Source organism: Streptomyces sp. WG7 (genome assembly GCF_049975785.1).
Taxonomy (GTDB): domain Bacteria; phylum Actinomycetota; class Actinomycetes; order Streptomycetales; family Streptomycetaceae; genus Streptomyces.
Genome location: NZ_JBNGGE010000028.1, coordinates 24,577 through 42,955, shown reverse-complemented (window position 1 = coordinate 42,955; position 18,379 = coordinate 24,577). Strand labels below are relative to the sequence as shown.

Here is an 18,379-nt window from a genome sequence, read left to right as displayed (position 1 = left end):
CCGGACGGCTCCGACCACGGCGTCGGACACCGGCCCTGCGGGCAGATTGTCCCACCGCGGCGCGCAGTGACGTACCGGCCGGGGCGGTGGTACCGGGGCTCACCGGCCCACCGGCCGGGACCGTGTCCGCGCGCACCCCGGCCCTGCGAAGTCCTCCCGCACCGGCCGCTGTCCGAACCGCCGGCCCCCGTCGCCGGGGCCCTCCCCGGGCCTACCGGTCGACTCCCGCGTGCTCCGAGGACGAGGCCGAAGTCGGGGCCGCAGTCGAAGCCGAGGCCGATGTCGAGGCCGGAGCCCGGTCCGACGCCGGCGCCGACGGTTCGTCCGCTTCCGCGTCCGCGCCGGGCCCGCCGTCCGGAGCCGTGGCGGGCGTACTCGACCCGGGGAGCAGCCTCCCGGCGGCCCGCAGGGCGCCGGCGAGCACGTACGCCCGTCCCGCGACGACGGGACCGAGGACGGCGAGGACGAGGACGTATCCGGCGATGAAGGGAGCGAGCCGCCCGTCGAGTCCCGCGCCCGCGGCCATGGCGGCCAGGATGAGCGCGAACTCCCCCCGGGCGACCAGGGTGGTGGCGATCTCCGCGGCCGGTTCGGAGCCGTAACCGTACACACGGGCGACGCACAGCCCGGCGATGACGTTCATGACGACGGTCAGTGCCGCCGCCGCGGCGACCGGGCCGGCGACGGTGGCGAGGTCGCCGGGGTCGATGGCGAGTCCGAAGGCGAAGAAGAAGATCGCCGCGAAGGCGTCCCGGAGCGGGTGCACCAGTTCGCGGATCCGTGGTCCGGAGGGGGTGCCCGCGAGGATCAGCCCGACCATGAAGGCACCGATGGCGTCGGCGACGCCGAGGACCTCGGAGATTCCGGCCACGAGCACCGCGGCCCCGAGGAAGCTGATGACGAGCAGTTCGTTGTCCCGGGTCGCGATCAGGCGGCCGACGAGCCGGGTGCCGTAGCGGGCCGCGGCGGCCAGCACCAGCAGGAAACCGAAGGCCTTGCCGGCCTGCAGGGCCATGTCCCAGGCGCCGTGCGCGCCCGCGACGACCGGCTGGAGGGCGGCCAGGTACAGCGCGAGGAAGATGTCCTCCACGACGATGACGCCGAGGATGAGACGGGTCTCCGGGCGGCCGATCCGGCCCAGGTCGATGAGGATCTTGGTGACGATCGCGGAGGAGGAGATGCCGAGCACGCCGGCGAGCACCAGCGCCTCGCGCACTCCCCAGCCGAGGACGAAGCCGAAGCCGAGCCCGGCGCCGACGTTCAGCAGCAGGTAGACGCCGCCGGCGGTCAGCAGCCGTTTGCCGCCGTTCTTGAGGTCGTCGAGGTGGAACTCCAGGCCCAGGTAGAAGAGCAGCAGCACCAGTCCGAGCGCGGAGAGCATCTCGAAGTCGTGCGCGTCCTCCACCAGGACGAACCCGGGGGTGTGGGGGCCGAGCAGGATGCCGGCGAGCATGAACAGGGGGATCGTCGGAAGTCCGATCCTGCCGCCGAGGCGGGCGAGGAACGCGGCGGCCAGAAAGGCGCCGCCCATGGCGAGCAGGGTGTCAGCGTGTCCCACGGGCCACCGCCTTCGACCGCGCGGAGGGTCGGGAGGGCTTCACTCGGCAGGGATGGATGCGCATTCTCCTTCGTGTGTGACACGTCATCTGTGGTACGGCCGGACGTCGTCGGCCGGCACCGGCGCCGTGGCACCGCGCCCGTTCGGCCCGGGGGCGGCGCCGTGGCGCCGCCCCCGGGCCGAACGGGGGCGCGGACCGGACCGCGGAGGCACGGGCGGACGCCCGGACCGGACCGCCGGGCGCACGGACGGGCGGGCGCCGGGTCCGGTCCGCGTCCACGGCGCTACGCCACGGCCGCCACCGGCCGCCCCGGCACCCGCGGCGCGGACGGCACGCCCGGAACAGGCCGTGCGGCAACACCCGCGAACGGGCGGGACGAGGGCTGGGTGCGCAGCGATCCCCGGCCCTCGGAAAGGCCCCGGAGCGCGGCGTCGCTCCACGGTCACACACCGGGCCGGTGCCGCGGCATCGGGGACGGCACCCATAACGTCCGGTGGCCGACACCCATCATCGGCCGGGAGCGCGCGTCGCTCCGCGGCCGAGACGTACCCGCGGCGCTACGGAAGGGGGCGCACCACGGTCGGTCGGCGCCGACCGCCCGCCACGGTTCCCGCCGACCGCCCGTTCCCGCCGACCGCCCCACGCAGTCCGCCCCGCCGCGGGATGCGGCGGGGCGGACGACGTCGCGGACGGTCCGTCAGCACGGCGTGGTTGCCATGAGCTTCTCGAACGAAGCCATGCAGTCCGGGCAGTGACGTGCCCGTTCGCCGTCGGATGCCTCGATACGTTCGCGGAGTCGCTGTCCGCACAGGGTGGCCGCGGCCGATTTGGCCATCACGTGCCACACCAACGCTCCGCCCGCCTTCTCCGGGCCCACGCACATTTCGTACATGTTCGGCCTCCCAGCCTGGACGCCGCTGACACCCTCCAGGAGACACCGGATCGGCCGCCGTCAGTAGTGAGCGAGGGCCATTCGGGTGACGGCCGCTTCGTCCCTCCGAGGCGGTGACGCACCCGGACGGATAGAAACGATCTGCCAATCGGCCCTACCTGGGTGGGCGCGTGACGTGGCGTCGACGCAGGCGGCCGGGGTTCGGATGCTCTGGTCGGATGGCGACACAGACCGAACCGATCACGCCGGTCCCGGCGGCGGAACCCCGCGGCAAGGGGCGGGTGGTCATCTCCTGGCTGACCACGACCGATCACAAGCGGATCGGTCATCTGTACCTCATCACGTCGTTCGCGTTCTTCCTGATCGCCGGAGTGCTGGCGATGCTGATCCGGGCGGAGCTGGCCCGGCCGGGTCTGCAGCTGCTCTCCAACGAGCAGTACAACCAGGCCTTCACGATGCACGGCACGATCATGCTGCTGCTGTTCGCCACCCCGACCTTCGCCGGATTCGCGAACGCCGTCATGCCGTTGCAGATCGGTTCCCCCGACGTCGCCTTCCCACGGCTGAACATGCTGTCGTACTGGCTCTTCCTCTTCGGCGGACTGATCGTGCTCGCCGGTTTCCTGACCCCGCAGGGCGCGGCGGACTTCGGCTGGACCGCCTACACGCCGCTGAGCGGCCCGCTCCACGCGCCCTACCTCGGCGGTGACCTGTGGATCATGGGGCTGGCGCTGTCCGGGTTCGGCACCATCCTGGGATCGGTCAACTTCATCACCACGATCATCTGCATGCGCGCGCCCGGCCTGACCGTCTTCCGCATGCCGATCTTCGTCTGGAACGTGCTGCTGACCTCGGTCCTGGTGCTGCTGGCCTTCCCGGTGCTGGCGGCGGCGCTGCTGGTGCTGGAGGCGGACCGCCACTTCGGCGCGCACGTGTTCGACGCGGAGAACGGCGGGGCGATCCTGTGGCAGCACCTCTTCTGGTTCTTCGGCCACCCCGAGGTGTACATCCTCGCGCTGCCGTTCTTCGGGGTGGTCACCGAGATCATCCCGGTCTTCGCCCGCAAGCCGGTCTTCGGTTACATGGGGCTGGTCGGTGCCACCATCGCCATCGCCGGGCTGTCGGCCACCGTCTGGGCGCACCACATGTTCGCCACCGGTGCCGTGCTGCTGCCGTTCTTCTCGTTCCTGACCTATCTCATCGCCGTCCCGACCGGGGTGAAGTTCTTCAACTGGATCGGCACGATGTGGAAGGGGTCCCTGTCCTTCGAACCGCCGATGCTGTGGGCGGCCGGCTTCCTGGTGACCTTCCTCTTCGGCGGACTGACCGGGGTGATCCTCGGCTCGCCGCCGCTGGACTGGCACGTCACCGACTCGTACTTCGTCGTGGCGCACTTCCACTACGTCCTGTTCGGCACGATCGTGTTCGCGATGTTCGGCGGGTTCAGCTTCTGGTGGCCGAAGATGACCGGCCGCATGCTCGACCACCGGCTGGAGAAGGTGCACTTCTGGACGCTGTTCGTGGGTTTCCACACCACGTTCCTGGTGCAGCACTGGCTCGGTGTCGAGGGCATGCCGCGCCGGTACGCCGACTATCTGGCCGTCGACGGCTTCACGGCCCTCAACACCCTGTCCTCCATCGGCGCGTTCCTGCTCGGCCTGTCCACACTGCCGTTCCTGTACAACGTCTGGAAGACCGCCAGGTACGGCCGGCCGGTCCGGGTCGACGACCCCTGGGGATACGGCCGTTCACTGGAGTGGGCGACGTCGTGTCCCCCGCCCCGCCACAACTTCCACGCGCTGCCGCGGGTGCGCTCCGAGTCTCCGGCCTTCGACCTCAACCACCCCGAACTCGTCCGGCTCGACCAGGCGGAGCAGACGGGGCGGCGCGACGCCGTGGAGCCTGGCCAGGGGCAGGGGCACAAGGGCGACCGCTGACCGTCGGCGCACCGCACTTGGCTGTCCGGACCAGAGGCATGGATCGCCGGGAAGCTCCACGGACGGCCGCGAGCCGCCGCGAGCGCCGCCGGCGGGCCGGCGGGCGATCGCGGCTCCGACGGCCCGGGTGAGCCTTCGCGGGGTGAGCCTTCGTGGGAGGGGTACTCCGTCCTCCCGTGAGGGTTCCGGCCCGGGCGGCCGGGCCCGGCCCGTGCTCCCGGACAGGATCGGATCACCCACATGTCCCCGTCCTCCGACGACTCCCTGCGGATCCACTTCGTCGGCAACGCGACCGTGCTGCTCCAGTACCGCGAGCTGAGCCTGCTCACCGATCCGAACTTCCTCCACCGCGGCCAGCGCGCCCACCTCGGGTACGGCCTGGTGAGCCGTCGTCTGACCGAGCCCGCGCTCGAACCCGGCGACCTGCCCGAGCTCGACGCCGTACTGCTGTCGCACCTGCACGGCGACCACTGGGACCGCCGGGCCCGGCGGCACCTGTCCCGGTCGCTGCCGATCGTCACCACCCCGCACGCATCCCGCCGGCTGCAGGGCGTGCACGGGTTCCACCGGGCCGTGGGGCTGCGCACCTGGCAGGAGGAGACCGTGCGGCACGCGGACGCGCGGGTACGCATCACGGCACTGCCCGGCCGGCACGCCGGGCAGCCCGTCCTGCGACGCCTGCTGCCGCCGGTGATGGGCAGCCTGCTGGAGTTCGGCCCGGCCGACGGTCCCCCGCGGCACCGGCTCTACGTGTCCGGCGACACGCTGCTCTTCGACGGCCTGGACGAGATCGCCCGGCGTTTCCCCGGCCTGGACCTGGCCGTGCTGCACCTCGGCGGCACGACCCTGCCCGGCGGTTTCGTGGTGACCATGGACGGGCGCCAGGGCGCGGAACTCGCCCGGCGCCTCGGCCCCCGGCTGATCCTGCCGGTGCACTACGGCGACTACACCGTCTTCCGCTCCCCGCTCGACGCCTTCCTGGCCGAGGCCGACCGGAAGGGGCTCGCGGACCGGATCGTGCACTGCCGGCACGGACAGCGGGCCGTCCTCGGCCCGGACGGCGGGCCGCCCGTCGTGACGTAGCGGGCGGCGACCGCCGCGACCCACCCGGCGACCGTGTGGACACCGCAGACGTGGGCGCCGCAGACGTGGGCGCCCTCCTCCGCGTCCAGCCGGCCGTGGTGTGCCCTGCCGTACGACGCGTTCACCCGGCCGCGTTGTCGGTGCGCATCCGCACCTGCTCCTCCAGGCGCCGCAGGCTGCTGTCGAGGGCGTCGGCCACGGCGTGCTCCCCGGGATCGTGTCCCTCGTCGAAGAACGACAGGTGCACCGTCACCTCACTGGCTCCGCTGTCGATGCCGGCGACCTGGAGCCAGCCGGCGTAGCTGCCCTGCTCGCGGGTGCCCCATTCGAGCCGCATCTGCTCCGGCCGGGCACTGAGCAGTGCGGAGGTGTCCTGGTCGGTGCGGTCCTCGTGCACGGTGACGGCCGGCAGGTCCTCGGCTTCCACGTGCAGGTCCCGGGGCAGCCAGGCGTCCAGTTGCCCGACGTTCGAGGCCTGGTCGAAGACCTGTTCGGGCTGGGCGGGCATGGTGCGGGAACGCTCGTACTCGGTCATGTGGCACCACTCCTTCGCGCTCGGTGCCGTACGAGGTGACGCGTGCCCTGTTCTGCCCCGGCCGAAGCGCCCGGCGCGTGACCCGCTCGACGGGCGAGGCCCGGCGCGCGGTGCCAGACTGCTGCGCAGCGTGCCCCGGCACGACGGGTTTCTCGACGAGGGGAGACGAGGTGTCGACGTCAGAGGCGACCGACATGCTGCTCGAGTTCCTCGCCGATCCCGGCCATCTGACGTTGGACCTGCGCACCGCCGTGGCCCGTTGCGCCAAGGCCCTGGACCTCCAGCACGCCGTGGTCTACCTCGTCGACCTGCAGCAACGGCATCTCGTACCGCAGACCGACGTGGCGTCGGCCATACCCGTCGACGGCTCACTCGCCGGCTGGGCCTACCGTACGCAGGCGCTGCGGGTGGAGGAGTCGGAGACCGGCGGTGTCACGGCGTGGCTGCCCCTGGTGGACGGCGCCGAGCGACTCGGCGTGCTGGCGGTGCACTCGTCGGCACTCACCTCCACCGCGCTTGTCCGGGGGCGGGCGCTGGCCTCGCTGCTGGCCATGATGATCACCTCGAAGCGGGCCTTCGAGGACTCCTTCGTCCGGCACACCCGCACCCAGCGGATGCACCTGCCCTCCGAGATGCTCCGCGCGTTCCTGCCGCCGCGCACCATCGGCAACGCGCACGTCGTGTCGACGGCCGTCCTCGAACCGGCCTACGAGCTCGGCGGCGACGCCTTCGACCACTCGCTCACCCAGAAGACGCTGCACGTCTCGGTCATCGACTCCATGGGTCACGACCTGGCCTCCGGGCTCACCAGCGCGGTGGCGCTGGCCGCCTGCCGCAACGCCCGGCGCAACGGGGCCGACCTGCCCACCCTCGTGGAGTGCGTCGACGACGCCCTGGCCGGCTGGCTGCCGGAGCAGTACTGCACCGCTGTCATCGCCCAGCTGGACTTCGAGACCGGTCTGCTGCGCTGGAGCAACTGCGGCCACCCCGCGCCTCTCCTGATCCGGGACGAGCAGTTGGTCGTCGACGCGCTGGAGCGGGACGCCGACCCGCCGATGGGCGCGCCGGCCCAGCTCTCCACCGAGCCGCGCCGGACGCACGAGGTGAGCCTGCAACCCGGTGACCGGGTGCTGATGTACACCGACGGGGTCACCGAGGCGCGTACCCGGGAGGAGAAGCTGTTCGGGCTCGAACGGTTCGCGGACTTCGTCATCCGCGCCACGGCGGGCGGCGAGCTGGCGCCCGAGGCGCTGCGGCGCCTGATCCACTCGATTCTGGACTCGCAGACCGGCGGGCAGCTGCGGGACGACGCGACGATCCTGATGTTCGAATGGCGGCCGCCGGTCCGCTGACCCGCCGCGCGGTGGCCCGGCACGTCAGATCCGGTGCCCCCGCGCACGCAGCCACTCGTGCACCGTGTCCTTGTCCGACGGGGTGATGCGCACGGGTCCCTCCACATAGGGGCCCTCGTCCTCGGTGAAACCGGTGTCCGTGACCCTCGCGGTGACCCAGGTGGCCAGGTCCTGGGCGGCCCCCTCGGACAGGGCACCCCGTTCCCAGCCGGTGCGGGCCTCGTGGGCCGCGGCGGGGTCATGGGCTCCGGTCTCCGCCAGCCACGCCGCCACCAGCCGTTCCACGGTCCCGGTCCGGTGGTCCTCGGACCCGGTCCGCCGCCGCTCCCGTCCCCGCCGTTCCCGCTCGTCGTTCATGCCGTCCGAGTGCCCTGAATCGGCCCGGTCCCCCACCTCCGGGGCGGCCTTCGTGTCGGCGGTACCGCGCCGGGTACCCGAAACCCAGAGGAGGGCCGATCCGATCCGGCCCGACCCGCAGGAGGCGACAGCCCGGGAAGGGGACAGCGATGACGCAGCACGCCGACGACCGCGCTCTCGACCAGCGCGCCGGCGTTTCCGAGCTCCGTCTGGCAGCGGGGGACCCCGGACTCGTCCCCCAGAACGACGCCCGCCACGAGGATCTTCCGCTCGACCGCAACCAGGCGATCCTGCAGGCGGCCAAGCAGGTGGGCTCGATCCTGAAGAAGAAGGAGCACCCGTTCGCGCTGGCCGGCAGCGTCGCCGTGTACGCGCACGGCGGCACCCAGAACCTCCAGCACGACGTCGACTTCTGCATCCGGCCCGACGACGCGGAGGCCGTCGCCACGACGCTGCGGGAAGCGGGCCTGGCGGTGTACACGCCGCCCGAGGACTGGCTGCTGAAGGCGAACTGCCTGGGACAGCAGGTCGACCTCATCTTCGAACTGGCGCACGAGCCCGTCACGGCACAGCTGCTGGCCCGGGCGCAGGACCTGTCGGTCGACTCGGTACTCATGCCGGTCCTGTCGCCCACCGACCTGCTCCGCGGTCTGCTGGCGGCCTTCTCGGAGCACCACTGCGACTTCGGGGCGGTCCTGCCGATCGCCCGCACGCTGCGGGAGAAGATCGACTGGGACGAACTGCGCCGCGACTGCGGCGACGCCCCGATGCCCGCCGCGTTCTTCTTCATCCTCGAACGGCTGGAGATCATCCCTCCGGCCCCTTCCGCGCAGGAGGAGCAGCGATGAGCGACCCCGTCGCACACCAGGGACCCGCGGCGAGCGACACCGCTTCCGCTGCCGGGAACGTCGAGTACCGCGTCGCCCACCTGCACGACCGGCTCGCCGCGGAGGAGCTCGGCGAGCTCGGGGTCCGGGCCGAGATCCGGGCCGGCGCGATCGTGATCACCGGCACGGTGCCCTCCGCCCAGTGCCGCCAGACCGTCCTGCGCGTCGCCCACGAGGAGCTGGCCGGGCTCACCGTGCACACCGACGTCGTGGTGGCGGAGACGACCGGCCCCGACCATGCGGAGGAGCTGTGATGATCCGCGTCGCCGCCGTCGGAGACATCCACATGGGGCCCGACAGCCAGGGACTGCTGCGGCCCGCCTTCGAGACCCTGCCCGACTGTGCCGACCTGCTGCTGCTCGCCGGGGACCTCACCCGGCACGGCACGCCGGAGGAAGCACGGGTGGTGGCACAGGAGGTACGTGACCTGCCGGTGCCGGTGGTGGCCGTCCTCGGCAACCACGACCACCACGACGAACGGCCCGAGAAGGTCACCGCACTCCTCCAGGACGCCGGCGTGCGCGTGCTGGAGGGCGAGGGGACCGTCGTGGAGTGCGCCGGGACCCGGGTGGGCATCGCCGGGGTCAAGGGGTTCGGCGGCGGTTTCGTCGGGCGCAGCGCGGGAGAGTTCGGCGAGCCGATCATGAAGGAGTTCGTCCGCACCACCCGCCGCTCGGCGGACAGCCTGCACGCCGCGCTGAAGGAGCTCGCCGACGAGGGCTGCACCGCCCGGGTGGCACTGACCCACTTCTCCCCCGTCGCCGACACGCTCGCCGGGGAGCCGCCGGAGATCCACCCGTTCCTCGGCAGCTATCTGCTGGCCGAGGCGATCGACACGGCCGGCGCGGACCTCGCCGTGCACGGCCACGCCCACCTGGGCTCCGAGCACGGGATGACGGCGGGCGGGGTACGGGTGCGCAACGTGGCGCAGCCCGTCATCCGCCGGGCGTTCAACGTCTACCGGCTGGGCGCGGCCGCCTGAGCACCGCCCGGCGCGTCAGGGCCGGCCGGTGTCGTCCGTCGTGCGTCCGAGGCAGGTGACGTCCGCGGGATCCAGGCCCGCCGTCTCGATCACGTGGAAGCCCATACGGTCGTAGAAGGCCCTGGCCGGTGTGTTGGCTGTGGACATGACCAGGTGGACGGCCGGGACGCCGCGCTCCCGGAGCGCCCGCCAGAACGTGCGCATCAGCGCCCGGCCGTGTCCGCGGCCCTGCCGGTCGGGCAGCAGGTCGATGTGCAGATGGGCCGGGTACGCGGCCAGCTCGGGGACGATCATGCGCTCCGGGTCGTGCAGCAGCTTGGCCATGGCCTCGTCGGGGGTGCCGGGCGGCCCCTCCGGCGCCGGATAGCGGTCCGCGACCCGCGGCAGCCACTTGGCGCGGAACTCCTCCACGAAGCGCGGGGTGTCCGCCGTGCCGAGGATGTAGCCGACGGCCCGGCCCTGTCCGTCGTCCAGTACGAAGGCCAGGTCCGGGTCCAGGTGGACGTAGGGGGCGGCGAAGATGGCGGGCAGGAGGGCGGGGTCGGCGTACACGGGCCGGCTGTCCCGGCCGTTGTGCGCGGTGCGGATGCAGATGTCGTCGAGGGCCGGGGCGTCGGCGGGACGGTACGGGCGTACGTGGGCAGTCGGAGTCACCGCAGCATCCTGCCCGCCTGGGAGCGCTCTCACAAGTGATCGGCGTCGAACGCCGCCGCCCGGGTACCCGGCGGCCGGCAAGGTGACGGAAGTCGGCGGGAGGCCGGTAATGGAGGATTCGGCGGACCGGATCGCACAGCCGTGGGGCGGCAGGGTGCCCTACGGGCGGCACGAGACCTGGCCGGCCCGGGTGGACACGTTCCTCGCGGAGGGGGTGGACCCCTCGTCGGTGGAGCGGTGGGTGCAGTCGGCGTCGATCCTGCACTCCGACGGCGACGCCATGGACATCGCGGTCGCGGACGGCCGGATGGTGGGCGTACGGGGCCGTGACGTGGACCGGGTCAACCGGGGCCGGCTCGGCCCGAAGGACCTGTTCGGGTGGCAGGCGAACGCCTCCCGGGACCGGCTGACCCGGCCTCTGGTACGGCGGGACGGGCGGCTGGTGGAGACGGACTGGGACACGGCGATGGACCTGGTGGCCGCCCGCTCGCGCGAGCTCCTCGACGAGCGGGGCCCCGGCGCGATCGGCTTCTACACCTCCGGCCAGCTCTTCCTAGAGGAGTACTACACCCTCGCGGTGCTCGCCCGGGCCGGCATCGGCACCAACCACCTCGACGGCAACACCCGGCTGTGCACGTCGACGGCCGCGGAGGCACTGAAGGAGACCTTCGGCTGCGACGGACAGCCCGGCAGCTACGACGACTTCGACCACGCCGACGTGGTCGCGCTGTTCGGCCACAACATCGCCGAGACCCAGCCCGTGCAGTGGATGCGGCTGCTGGACCGCATGGAGGGGGCCGATCCGCCGCGCCTGCTGTGCGTGGACCCACGGCCCACGCGGGTGGCCCGGCACGCGGCCGTGCACCTCGCGCCCCGGGTCGGCACCAACGTCGCCCTGCTCAACGCGCTGCTGCACGAGACGATCCGGCACGGGAGGATCGACCGCGACTTCATCGCCGCGCACACCGTCGGCTTCGAGGAGCTGGCCGACCGCGTCGCCGACTGCACGCCCGAGTGGGCCGCGGGCATCTGCGACGTCCCCGCCGCCCGGATCGAGGAGGCGGCCGAACTCGTCGGCACCACCGATGCGTTGGTCTCCACCGTCCTCCAGGGCGTCTACCAGTCCCACCAGGCCACCGCCGCGGCGGTGCAGATCAACAACCTGCACCTGATCCGGGGCATGCTGGGCCGCCCGGGCGCCGGCCTGCTCCAGATGAACGGCCAGCCCACCGCCCAGAACACCCGCGAGTGCGGCGCCAACGGCGACCTGCCCGGCTTCCGCAACTGGCAGAACGACACCCATGTCGCCGACCTCGCCAAGGTGTGGAACGTCGAGCCGGAGACCATCCCGCACTTCGCGCCGCCCACGCACGCGATGCAGATGTACCGGTACGCCGAGCAGGGCTCGATCCGGATGCTGTGGATCAGCGGCACCAACCCCGCCGTATCGTTGCCCGAACTCCCCCGGATCCGCTCGATCCTGACGCAGGAACGGCTGTTCACGGTGGTGCAGGACCTGTTCCTCACGGAGACGGCGCAACTGGCCGACGTGGTGCTGCCCGCCGCGACCTGGGGCGAGAAGACAGGCGCGCTCACCAACGCGGACCGCACGGTGCACCTGTCCGAGAAGGCGGTCGAACCGCCCGGCGAGGCCAGGCCCGACCTGGACATCTTCCTGGACTACGCGCGGCGCATGGACTTCCGGGACAAGGACGGCGGCCCGCTGATCACCTGGGACGACCCCGAGTCGGCGTTCGAGGCGTGGAAGCGGTGCAGCGCGGGCCGCCCCTGCGACTACACCGGTCTGACCTACGCCAAGCTGCGCGACACCAGCGGCATCCAGTGGCCCTGCGACGAGTCGGCCCCGGAGGGCACCGCGCGGCTCTACACGGACGGCATCGGCTGGGCCCACCCGGACCTGTGCGAGAGCTACGGCAAGGACCTGGAGACCGGGGCGTCGCAGGAGGTCGTGGAGTACCGCTCGCTCAACCCGGACGGCAAGGCGATGCTGAAGGCCGCCGCCTACCGGCCGCCGCACGAGGAGCCGGACGAGGAGTTTCCGTTCCAGCTCACCACGGGCCGGACGATCTACCACTTCCACACCCGTACGAAGACCGGACGGGCGCCCCAGCTCCGCGACGCCGCCCCGGACGTGTGGGTGGAGATCTCCACCGCGGACGCGGACCGGCTCGGCCTCGGCGAGGGCGACCTGGTCGAGGTCGCCGGCGGACGGGGGTCCCTGCGGGGGCGGCTGCGGGTGACCGGCATCCGGCCGGGGCTGCTGTTCGTGCCGTTCCACTACGGCTACTGGGACACCGAGGACGGGTCGGGCCCGGGCCCGGACACCCCCGGGCGGGCGGCGAACGAGACGACCGTCACCGACTGGGACCCGGCCTCCAAGCAGCCGCTGTTCAAGACGGCCACTGCCGCGCTCACCCTCGTCGAGCGCGGCGACGGCAGGCCCTCCCCCGCACCCACCACCACCGCGTCGGCACCGGCCGCCGGCGCCAACGCGCGGCCCACCGCCGGCGGAGCGGCGGCGCACACGGCACAGACGCCGACGCGGTTCCCGCACGGCCGCGAGGAAGGCGCCCGGTGAACGGCATCACCCTGACCCTGCGCACGCTGCACCGCGGCGAACGGCACCTGGCGCACGACCTGGTGACCGTCGCCGAACGGCACCGCACCGAGCACGAGGTCCATCACGTCGCCACCGACCTCGCCGTCTGGTCCCGCGAACACGTCCGGCGGCTGGCGGAGGTCGCCGCGCAACGCGACGTGAAGCTGGGCGACGCGCCGGACCACTCCTGGGACGGCGTCTTCGCGACGCTGCGGAAGAAGGCGTCGGAGGCGGTGGTGCACCGGCCCGAGCCGGGTCTGCTGCTCCTGCGCGACCTGCGGGAGCTGCACGTCGCCGCCGCGGAGAACTCGCTGCACTGGGAGATGCTCGCCCAGGCCGCCCAGGCGTCCGGGGACGGCGAGCTGCTGGGGCTCGCCTCCGCCTGCCATCCGCGGACGCTGCGCCAGATGCGCTGGACCAATACCATGATCAAGAACCTGTCACCGCAGATCCTGAACAGCCTGTGACCTGCGTGGAGCCCGCACGGTGCGGGGCCGGCGAGCGCCGTCGCCGCGCCGGGCGCCGAATGGCGCCGCCCGGTCCGGGCACCTGATGATCCCCGTAGGCGGCAGGTCTTCGGTAGTGATCTGCGGGTCCCGCGGTACCTCTTGGAGAGAGCGAGAGAGCGTCATGAGTCTTTTGCGTATGGTCGGCCGCCCGATGCTCGCCTCGATGTTCGTCGCGGGTGGTCTGCAGTCCCTGCGCAGGCCGGAGGAGGTGGCCCCGGCGGCGGAGCCGGTCGTGCGGCCGGTGGCCGACCGGGTGGCGGTGCTGCCGGACCGCACCGAACAGCTCGTACGGCTCAACGGCGCCGTCCACGTGGTCGGCGGGGTCATGCTCGGGCTCGGCCGCTGTCCGCGGGCGGCCTCGCTGGCCCTGGCGGCGACGCTGGTCCCCACCACCCTGGCGGCGCACCGCTACTGGGAGGCGGAGGACCCGTCCGACCGCGCCCAGCAGCGCGTCCACTTCCTGAAGAACCTGTCGATGATGGGCGGGCTGCTGATCGCGGCCGACGACACCGGCGGTGCCCCCTCCCTGCTGTGGCGGGGCCGGCACGCCGCCCGGGACCTGCGGCACGACGCCCGTCTGGTGCGCCGTTCGATGCGGGCCGCGGCAGGCCCCGCGGCGGCCGCGGGCGGTGTCCGGGCCAGGCTCGGCGCCGGGGTCCGCACCTGCCGGTCGTCCTGGCCGCTCCGCGCCCGGCACCGGTGAACGGGGCGTTAGCCCGCTGAGTGTGGGGGGACCCGACGCCCGTGGCGGGTCGGTCCCGTAACCGCCACGACCTGGATGGAGGTGGAACATGGGACACGGAGGAAACGTCATCGACGAGCTGACGACCGATCACCGTGAGGTCGAGGAGCTCTTCGGCAGGATCGAGGCGCTGCCGTCCGGTCACAAGGACCGCAAGCTGTACGCCGATCAGGCCACGATCGAGCTGATCCGGCATTCGGTGGCGGAGGAGGCGTATCTCTACCCGGCCGTTCGTGAGCACGTGGCGAACGGGGGTGCCCTCGCGGACAAGGAACTCGAGGACCACGCCGAGGCCGAACAGATCATGAAGGACCTGGAGGGCTGCGCGGCGGACGACGCCGACTTCGACCGGTTGATCGGCATGCTGATGAGCGAGATCCGTGCGCACGTCGCCGACGAGGAGGGCAACCTCTTCCCCAGGCTCCGCGAGGCATGCCCCGCCGAAGCCCTGGACCAGTTGGGCGACAAGGTCCGCCGGGCGAAGAAGACGGCGCCGACGCGACCGCACCCCTCCGCCCCGGACAAGCCCCCGATGAACAAGCTCCTGGCGCCCGGGGCGGGGATGGTCGACCGGGTGCGGGACGCGATGTCGGGGCGGGGCAAGCCCGGCTGAGCGCGCCGCGACCATTGCCACCCAGTGGCCGCGTGCGAGGGGCCCGTCGCCCACGGCGACGGGCCCCTCGCACGCACGCGCTCGGCCGTCGCGTGGGACTGACTCACGTGGGGCTCAGGCCCACCACTCCCCCGCCCGTTCGGCGGTCGTCGCCGTCGGGACCGGATCGGGCCGTCCGCGGAAGGAGTCGACGGTGCGTTCCAGACCGTCCTGCCAGGTCACGCCCGGCAGCCAGCCGAAGATCTCGCGGGCGAAGCCCGTGACCGGCCGGGGCTCGACGGGCCGGTCGTCCGGCCCGTCGACGAACGCCAGCGGCGAGTCGGAGCCGGCCAGGTCGATCACCCGGCGGGCGATCTCGGCGGCCGTGGGCTCCTCGTCGCCGCCGATGTCCACGGGCCGTACCGAGCGGCCGGCCGCGACCAGCAGCACGCCGTCGACCATGTCGTCGACGTAGCAGAGGGGGTGGGTCCGGTTGCCGTCCCCGGTGACGGTGACCGGCCGGCCGGCCAGCGCCTGCTGGATGAAGGCGGCCGGTGTCCCCCCGTCGTCCGTCCGCATGCCGGGGCCGTAGCCGTGGAACAGCCGGACGATCCCGGCGTTCGAGCCGTGGGCGCCCGCGTGCGCGGCGACCAGTGCCTCGGAGAACCGGACGGCCTCGGCGCAGGCGTTGTGCGGGCCGACCGGGTCGGCGTCGCTCGCGTGGTGGGCGCCGGGCGGCGAGGAGGCGAGGAGGAACCGGGCGCCGTCCCGGCCGGCGACGGCCAGCGCCGCCCGGGTGCCGAGGCTGCCGGCGTCGAGGATCTCCCCAGGCCGGTCCGGCCAGGCGGCCTGGGACGCGGGGCCCGCCAGGTGCAGGACAAGGTCGTAGGGGCCGGTGAGCGCGTCCGCGCAGCCGGGCTCGGTGATGTCCCGTTCCAGGAAGCGGAAGCCGGGGCGGCCGGCGAGGTGGGCCACCTTCTCGGCGCGGCCCGTGGAGAGGTTGTCCAGGCAGTCGACTTCGACACCCGAATCCAGCAGGCGGGTGCACAGACGGGAGCCGAGGAACCCCGCGCCGCCGGTCACCAGGACCCGGCCCCAGGCCGGGCGGGCCGCTGCCCGCGGGCCGAACGCCGCCATCGGCATCATGAGGCGACCTTCCTTCCCCTGCGAAGCGCTGACGAGCGTGCCCCGGGTGCCCCGCCGAGTCGCTTTCATGCTCTGACGGCTGCCGCGGCCCCTTCCGTACGGACCGCGCGGGCGGGCAGGCAGGCGGTCGGGCAGGCAGGCGGTCGGGCGGACAGGCGGGCCGCTGTGGCCACCGTCACGGCCGGCGCCCCCGGCACCGGGGGCGCCGGGAGCTGTGATCAAACCCACTCGCCCCGTCAAGTACGGGCACGGGGCGGGGATTTGGTCCCGGCCGACCGAGCTGGAGGGTGGGCACCGGCGATGACTCGCCGGTCCCTTCTGTCACGATGGTCGGCGCCGTCATCCGGCTCAGTGGAGTGGCCGCGCAGTGCAGCCGGTCTTCTCGCTCCCGTCCCGTTCCCCTTCCGGGTCTCACGACTCGTCTTCGAGTGGCGCACTGTGTCTTCTTCCCCCGCCCCCGCCCCCGCCCCGACGGCCCCCGCGCCGCCTCCCGCCCCGGCACCGGCCGAGGCCGCGTCCCGTTCACCGTGGCGGTCCCTGAGGTACCGCAGCATGCGCTGGTGGTCGGTCGCGAACTTCGTGTCGAACGCCGGTACGTGGATGCAGCTCACGGTGCAGAACCTGCTGGTCCTGCAGATCACCGGCTCCGCCGCCGCGACAGGTCTGTCGATGTCCGTCCAGGCCGCGCCGGCGCTGCTGATCAGCGTGTTCGGCGGTGCGGCCGTCGACCGTTGGCCGCGGAAACTGACCGCCGCGGTCAGCCAGGCGCTGCTCGGCGCGGTCGCGTTCGTGACGGCGCTCATGGTGGCGCTCGACCGGCTCGACGTGACCTCCCTCATGGTGCTGGCCGCCGTCACCGGCGTCATCGCCACCGTCGACGGCCCGGCGTGTTCGCTGCTGGGCAACGATCTCGTGCCGCCTCAGGACGTGCCCTCCGCGATCGGGGTGGGCGCGCTGGTCCACCAGGCGGGCCGGCTCACCGGCGCCGCGTTGGCCGGGGTGACGGTCGGCTTCCTCGGCACGGCCGCCGCCTACGCCGCCAACGGGCTCTCCTTCCTGTTCGTGGCCTCGGTCATCCCCTTCCTGCGTCCGGCACGCGGAGCGGTCAAGCACGTCGGCGGCGCGAAACGCCGCGGTACGGCGGACGCCATGACGGTGCGGGAGGGGCTGGCCTTCTTCGCGCGCCGTCCCCGGCTGCTGGCGCTGGCCGGTGTCACCGGGGTCAGCGCGGTCTTCGGGCGCAACTACCAGCTCACCCTGGCCGTGCTCGTCACCGGACCGCTCGCGGGCGGCGCCGGGGCGTTCGGCACGGTCTCCACGGTGCTGGCGGCCGGCGGCATCGTCGGCGCGGTCCTGGGCGCCCGGCTGCGCCGGCCCTCCGTACGGATCGTGGGCGCGCTGGCGGCGGCGGGCGGACTGCTGCAGGTGGTGGCCGGACTGTCGCCGTCGCTGGCCGTCCTGCTGGTGATGGTGCTGCCGATGGCCGTGGTGGAGTCCGTCTCCGACACCGCGGGCACCGCGGTGCTCCAGACCGACCCGCCCGCGCACATGCGGGGCCGGGTGCTCGGGGTGTGGGGCAGCGTCGGCACGGTGTGGAGCCTCGGCGGCCCGCCGGCCCTCGGGCTGCTGATGGAGCTGGCCGGCGCGCGCGGCGCCCTCATCGCGGGCGGACTGATCATCGCGGGCACCATCGGCGCGGGTTACCTCCTGCGCGGGCGCCGGTCCACGGCACCGGTGACGGTGCGTGCCGGGGACGCCGACGCGCCCGAGAGGGTGGCTCTGGGGGCGGCTGCCTGAGCAGGGGGGCCAGGGCAGGCGGCACTCGGGGCGGCTGCCTGAGCGGGGGGTGGCCGAGGCGGCCCGGTCCGGCGGAACCCCGTGGAACGTCTGCCGGGCCGGGCCGTGGAACGTCCGCTCCGCCGTCGGTGCGGGCCGGGCGGGTGACGCGGACCGGCGCCGGCCGGGCAGGGGTCTAGGCGGCGAGCGCCCTGCCCGGGTCCAGCCGGGCGACGAGCTGGGCGTGGTGCAGTTCGGCGACGGGCCCCGCGAGGTCGGGGTGGCGCAGCAGCGCCGCCGCCCGCCGGTCGTGCTCGTCGGGCGCGAGCAGGCGACGGAACTCGACCGGCGTACCGGACGGCGTACGGGTCGTGCGGCCGCCCTCGTCCAGCGCGGCCACCGCCAGGGCGGCGAGTTCCGGATCGGTCAGCAGGCAGGCCGCCCAGCTCGCCACGACCTCGTCCACCCAGGTGCGCCAGGCGTCCCCGTCCGGGTCGGGGGCCGCCGTGCCGTCCGCGCCGGTGATCCAGTCCAGCCGGGCGGAACCTCCGGGGCCCGCCACGTCCATCAGCGCGACGTCCATCGGGGTCGGATAACGCAGCCGGGCCGCGACCGTCACGGCCTGCCGCGCCTGCGCCTCGCACAGGGCGCGGGCCAGCGCGCCGCCGGACGCCGGATAGGCGCACGTGAGCCACTGGGTGGTCGCCGCGATGACGGGGGAGAGATCTGTATGCACTGCCGGGCCGTCCGAACTAC

General features: G+C 73.3%; 17 protein-coding genes. 11 read left to right on the top strand and 6 right to left on the bottom strand.

Annotation, left to right across the window (positions count from 1 at the left end; translation table 11 throughout):
* Positions 1 to 211: 211 nt before the first annotated feature.
* The gene (locus tag ACP4J0_RS24915) at positions 212 to 1,558 is read right to left on the bottom strand and encodes a cation:proton antiporter (protein WP_426600904.1); all 1,347 of its coding nucleotides are present in this window, start codon (positions 1,556 to 1,558) and stop codon (positions 212 to 214) included.
* Between the two features lie 1,111 nt (positions 1,559 to 2,669).
* Between ACP4J0_RS24915 and ctaD the strand changes: the two genes are divergently transcribed.
* Both ctaD and ACP4J0_RS24905 read left to right on the top strand, forming a co-directional pair.
* A complete protein-coding gene (gene ctaD / locus ACP4J0_RS24910) occupies positions 2,670 to 4,388 on the top strand; it encodes a cytochrome c oxidase subunit I (RefSeq protein WP_426600903.1) in 1,719 nt (572 codons plus the stop codon).
* A 240-nt stretch (positions 4,389 to 4,628) separates the two neighbouring features.
* Entirely contained in the window at positions 4,629 to 5,471 is an 843-nt protein-coding gene (locus tag ACP4J0_RS24905; protein ID WP_426600902.1) for an MBL fold metallo-hydrolase, read from the top strand.
* Between the two features lie 121 nt (positions 5,472 to 5,592).
* On the opposite strand, the gene ACP4J0_RS24900 is transcribed toward ACP4J0_RS24905, so the two are convergent.
* The gene (locus tag ACP4J0_RS24900; protein WP_426600901.1) at positions 5,593 to 6,006 is read right to left on the bottom strand and encodes an SRPBCC family protein; all 414 of its coding nucleotides are present in this window, start codon (positions 6,004 to 6,006) and stop codon (positions 5,593 to 5,595) included.
* 194 nt (positions 6,007 to 6,200) lie between these two features.
* Between ACP4J0_RS24900 and ACP4J0_RS24895 the strand changes: the two genes are divergently transcribed.
* On the top strand, positions 6,201 to 7,358 hold the full coding sequence (locus tag ACP4J0_RS24895; RefSeq protein ID WP_426600965.1) for a PP2C family protein-serine/threonine phosphatase: 1,158 nt from the start codon (positions 6,201 to 6,203) through the stop codon (positions 7,356 to 7,358).
* Between the two features lie 24 nt (positions 7,359 to 7,382).
* On the opposite strand, the gene ACP4J0_RS24890 is transcribed toward ACP4J0_RS24895, so the two are convergent.
* Positions 7,383 to 7,715 (bottom strand): hypothetical protein, encoded by a 333-nt coding sequence (locus tag ACP4J0_RS24890; RefSeq protein ID WP_426600900.1) that lies wholly within the window; start codon positions 7,713 to 7,715, stop codon positions 7,383 to 7,385.
* Between the two features lie 149 nt (positions 7,716 to 7,864).
* Between ACP4J0_RS24890 and ACP4J0_RS24885 the strand changes: the two genes are divergently transcribed.
* The 3 genes from ACP4J0_RS24885 to ACP4J0_RS24875 are packed head-to-tail and all read left to right on the top strand — an operon-like array spanning position 7,865 to position 9,584.
* On the top strand, positions 7,865 to 8,563 hold the full coding sequence (locus ACP4J0_RS24885) for a nucleotidyltransferase family protein (RefSeq protein ID WP_426600899.1): 699 nt from the start codon (positions 7,865 to 7,867) through the stop codon (positions 8,561 to 8,563).
* A complete protein-coding gene (locus tag ACP4J0_RS24880) occupies positions 8,560 to 8,856 on the top strand; it encodes a BON domain-containing protein (protein WP_426600898.1) in 297 nt (98 codons plus the stop codon). The genes ACP4J0_RS24885 and ACP4J0_RS24880 overlap by 4 nt, the downstream gene beginning before the upstream one ends.
* Positions 8,856 to 9,584 carry a metallophosphoesterase family protein gene (locus tag ACP4J0_RS24875; protein ID WP_426600897.1) on the top strand — a complete coding sequence of 243 codons (729 nt, stop codon included), beginning with the start codon at positions 8,856 to 8,858 and terminating at the stop codon, positions 9,582 to 9,584. Before ACP4J0_RS24880 ends, ACP4J0_RS24875 begins: the two co-directional genes overlap by 1 nt.
* Positions 9,585 to 9,599: 15 nt before the next feature.
* Here the strand turns inward: ACP4J0_RS24875 and ACP4J0_RS24870 are convergent, their stop codons facing one another.
* On the bottom strand, positions 9,600 to 10,238 hold the full coding sequence (locus tag ACP4J0_RS24870; RefSeq protein WP_426600896.1) for a GNAT family N-acetyltransferase: 639 nt from the start codon (positions 10,236 to 10,238) through the stop codon (positions 9,600 to 9,602).
* A 109-nt stretch (positions 10,239 to 10,347) separates the two neighbouring features.
* On the opposite strand from ACP4J0_RS24870, the gene ACP4J0_RS24865 reads away from it, so the two are divergent.
* The 4 genes from ACP4J0_RS24865 (at position 10,348) to ACP4J0_RS24850 (ending at position 14,722) form a co-directional block, all read left to right on the top strand.
* Positions 10,348 to 12,837, top strand: coding sequence for a molybdopterin oxidoreductase family protein (locus tag ACP4J0_RS24865; protein WP_426600895.1), 2,490 nt, complete (start codon positions 10,348 to 10,350; stop codon positions 12,835 to 12,837).
* Entirely contained in the window at positions 12,834 to 13,325 is a 492-nt protein-coding gene (locus ACP4J0_RS24860) for a hypothetical protein (protein ID WP_426600893.1), read from the top strand. Before ACP4J0_RS24865 ends, ACP4J0_RS24860 begins: the two co-directional genes overlap by 4 nt.
* A gap of 163 nt (positions 13,326 to 13,488) precedes the next feature.
* The gene (locus ACP4J0_RS24855; protein ID WP_426600892.1) at positions 13,489 to 14,070 is read left to right on the top strand and encodes a DoxX family protein; all 582 of its coding nucleotides are present in this window, start codon (positions 13,489 to 13,491) and stop codon (positions 14,068 to 14,070) included.
* Between the two features lie 88 nt (positions 14,071 to 14,158).
* Positions 14,159 to 14,722, top strand: a complete 564-nt coding sequence (locus tag ACP4J0_RS24850) for a hemerythrin domain-containing protein (protein WP_426519946.1) — start codon at positions 14,159 to 14,161, stop codon at positions 14,720 to 14,722.
* A 114-nt stretch (positions 14,723 to 14,836) separates the two neighbouring features.
* Here ACP4J0_RS24850 and ACP4J0_RS24845 read toward each other — a convergent pair whose 3' ends face one another.
* A complete protein-coding gene (locus ACP4J0_RS24845; RefSeq protein WP_426600891.1) occupies positions 14,837 to 15,847 on the bottom strand; it encodes an NAD-dependent epimerase/dehydratase family protein in 1,011 nt (336 codons plus the stop codon).
* Positions 15,848 to 16,285: 438 nt separating this feature from the next.
* Here ACP4J0_RS24845 and ACP4J0_RS24840 point away from each other — a divergent pair, with 438 nt between their 5' ends.
* Positions 16,286 to 17,644, top strand: a complete 1,359-nt coding sequence (locus ACP4J0_RS24840; RefSeq protein ID WP_426600890.1) for an MFS transporter — start codon at positions 16,286 to 16,288, stop codon at positions 17,642 to 17,644.
* Between the two features lie 175 nt (positions 17,645 to 17,819).
* On the opposite strand, the gene ACP4J0_RS24835 is transcribed toward ACP4J0_RS24840, so the two are convergent.
* On the bottom strand, positions 17,820 to 18,359 hold the full coding sequence (locus ACP4J0_RS24835) for a hypothetical protein (protein ID WP_426600889.1): 540 nt from the start codon (positions 18,357 to 18,359) through the stop codon (positions 17,820 to 17,822).
* Positions 18,360 to 18,379: the final 20 nt, after the last annotated feature.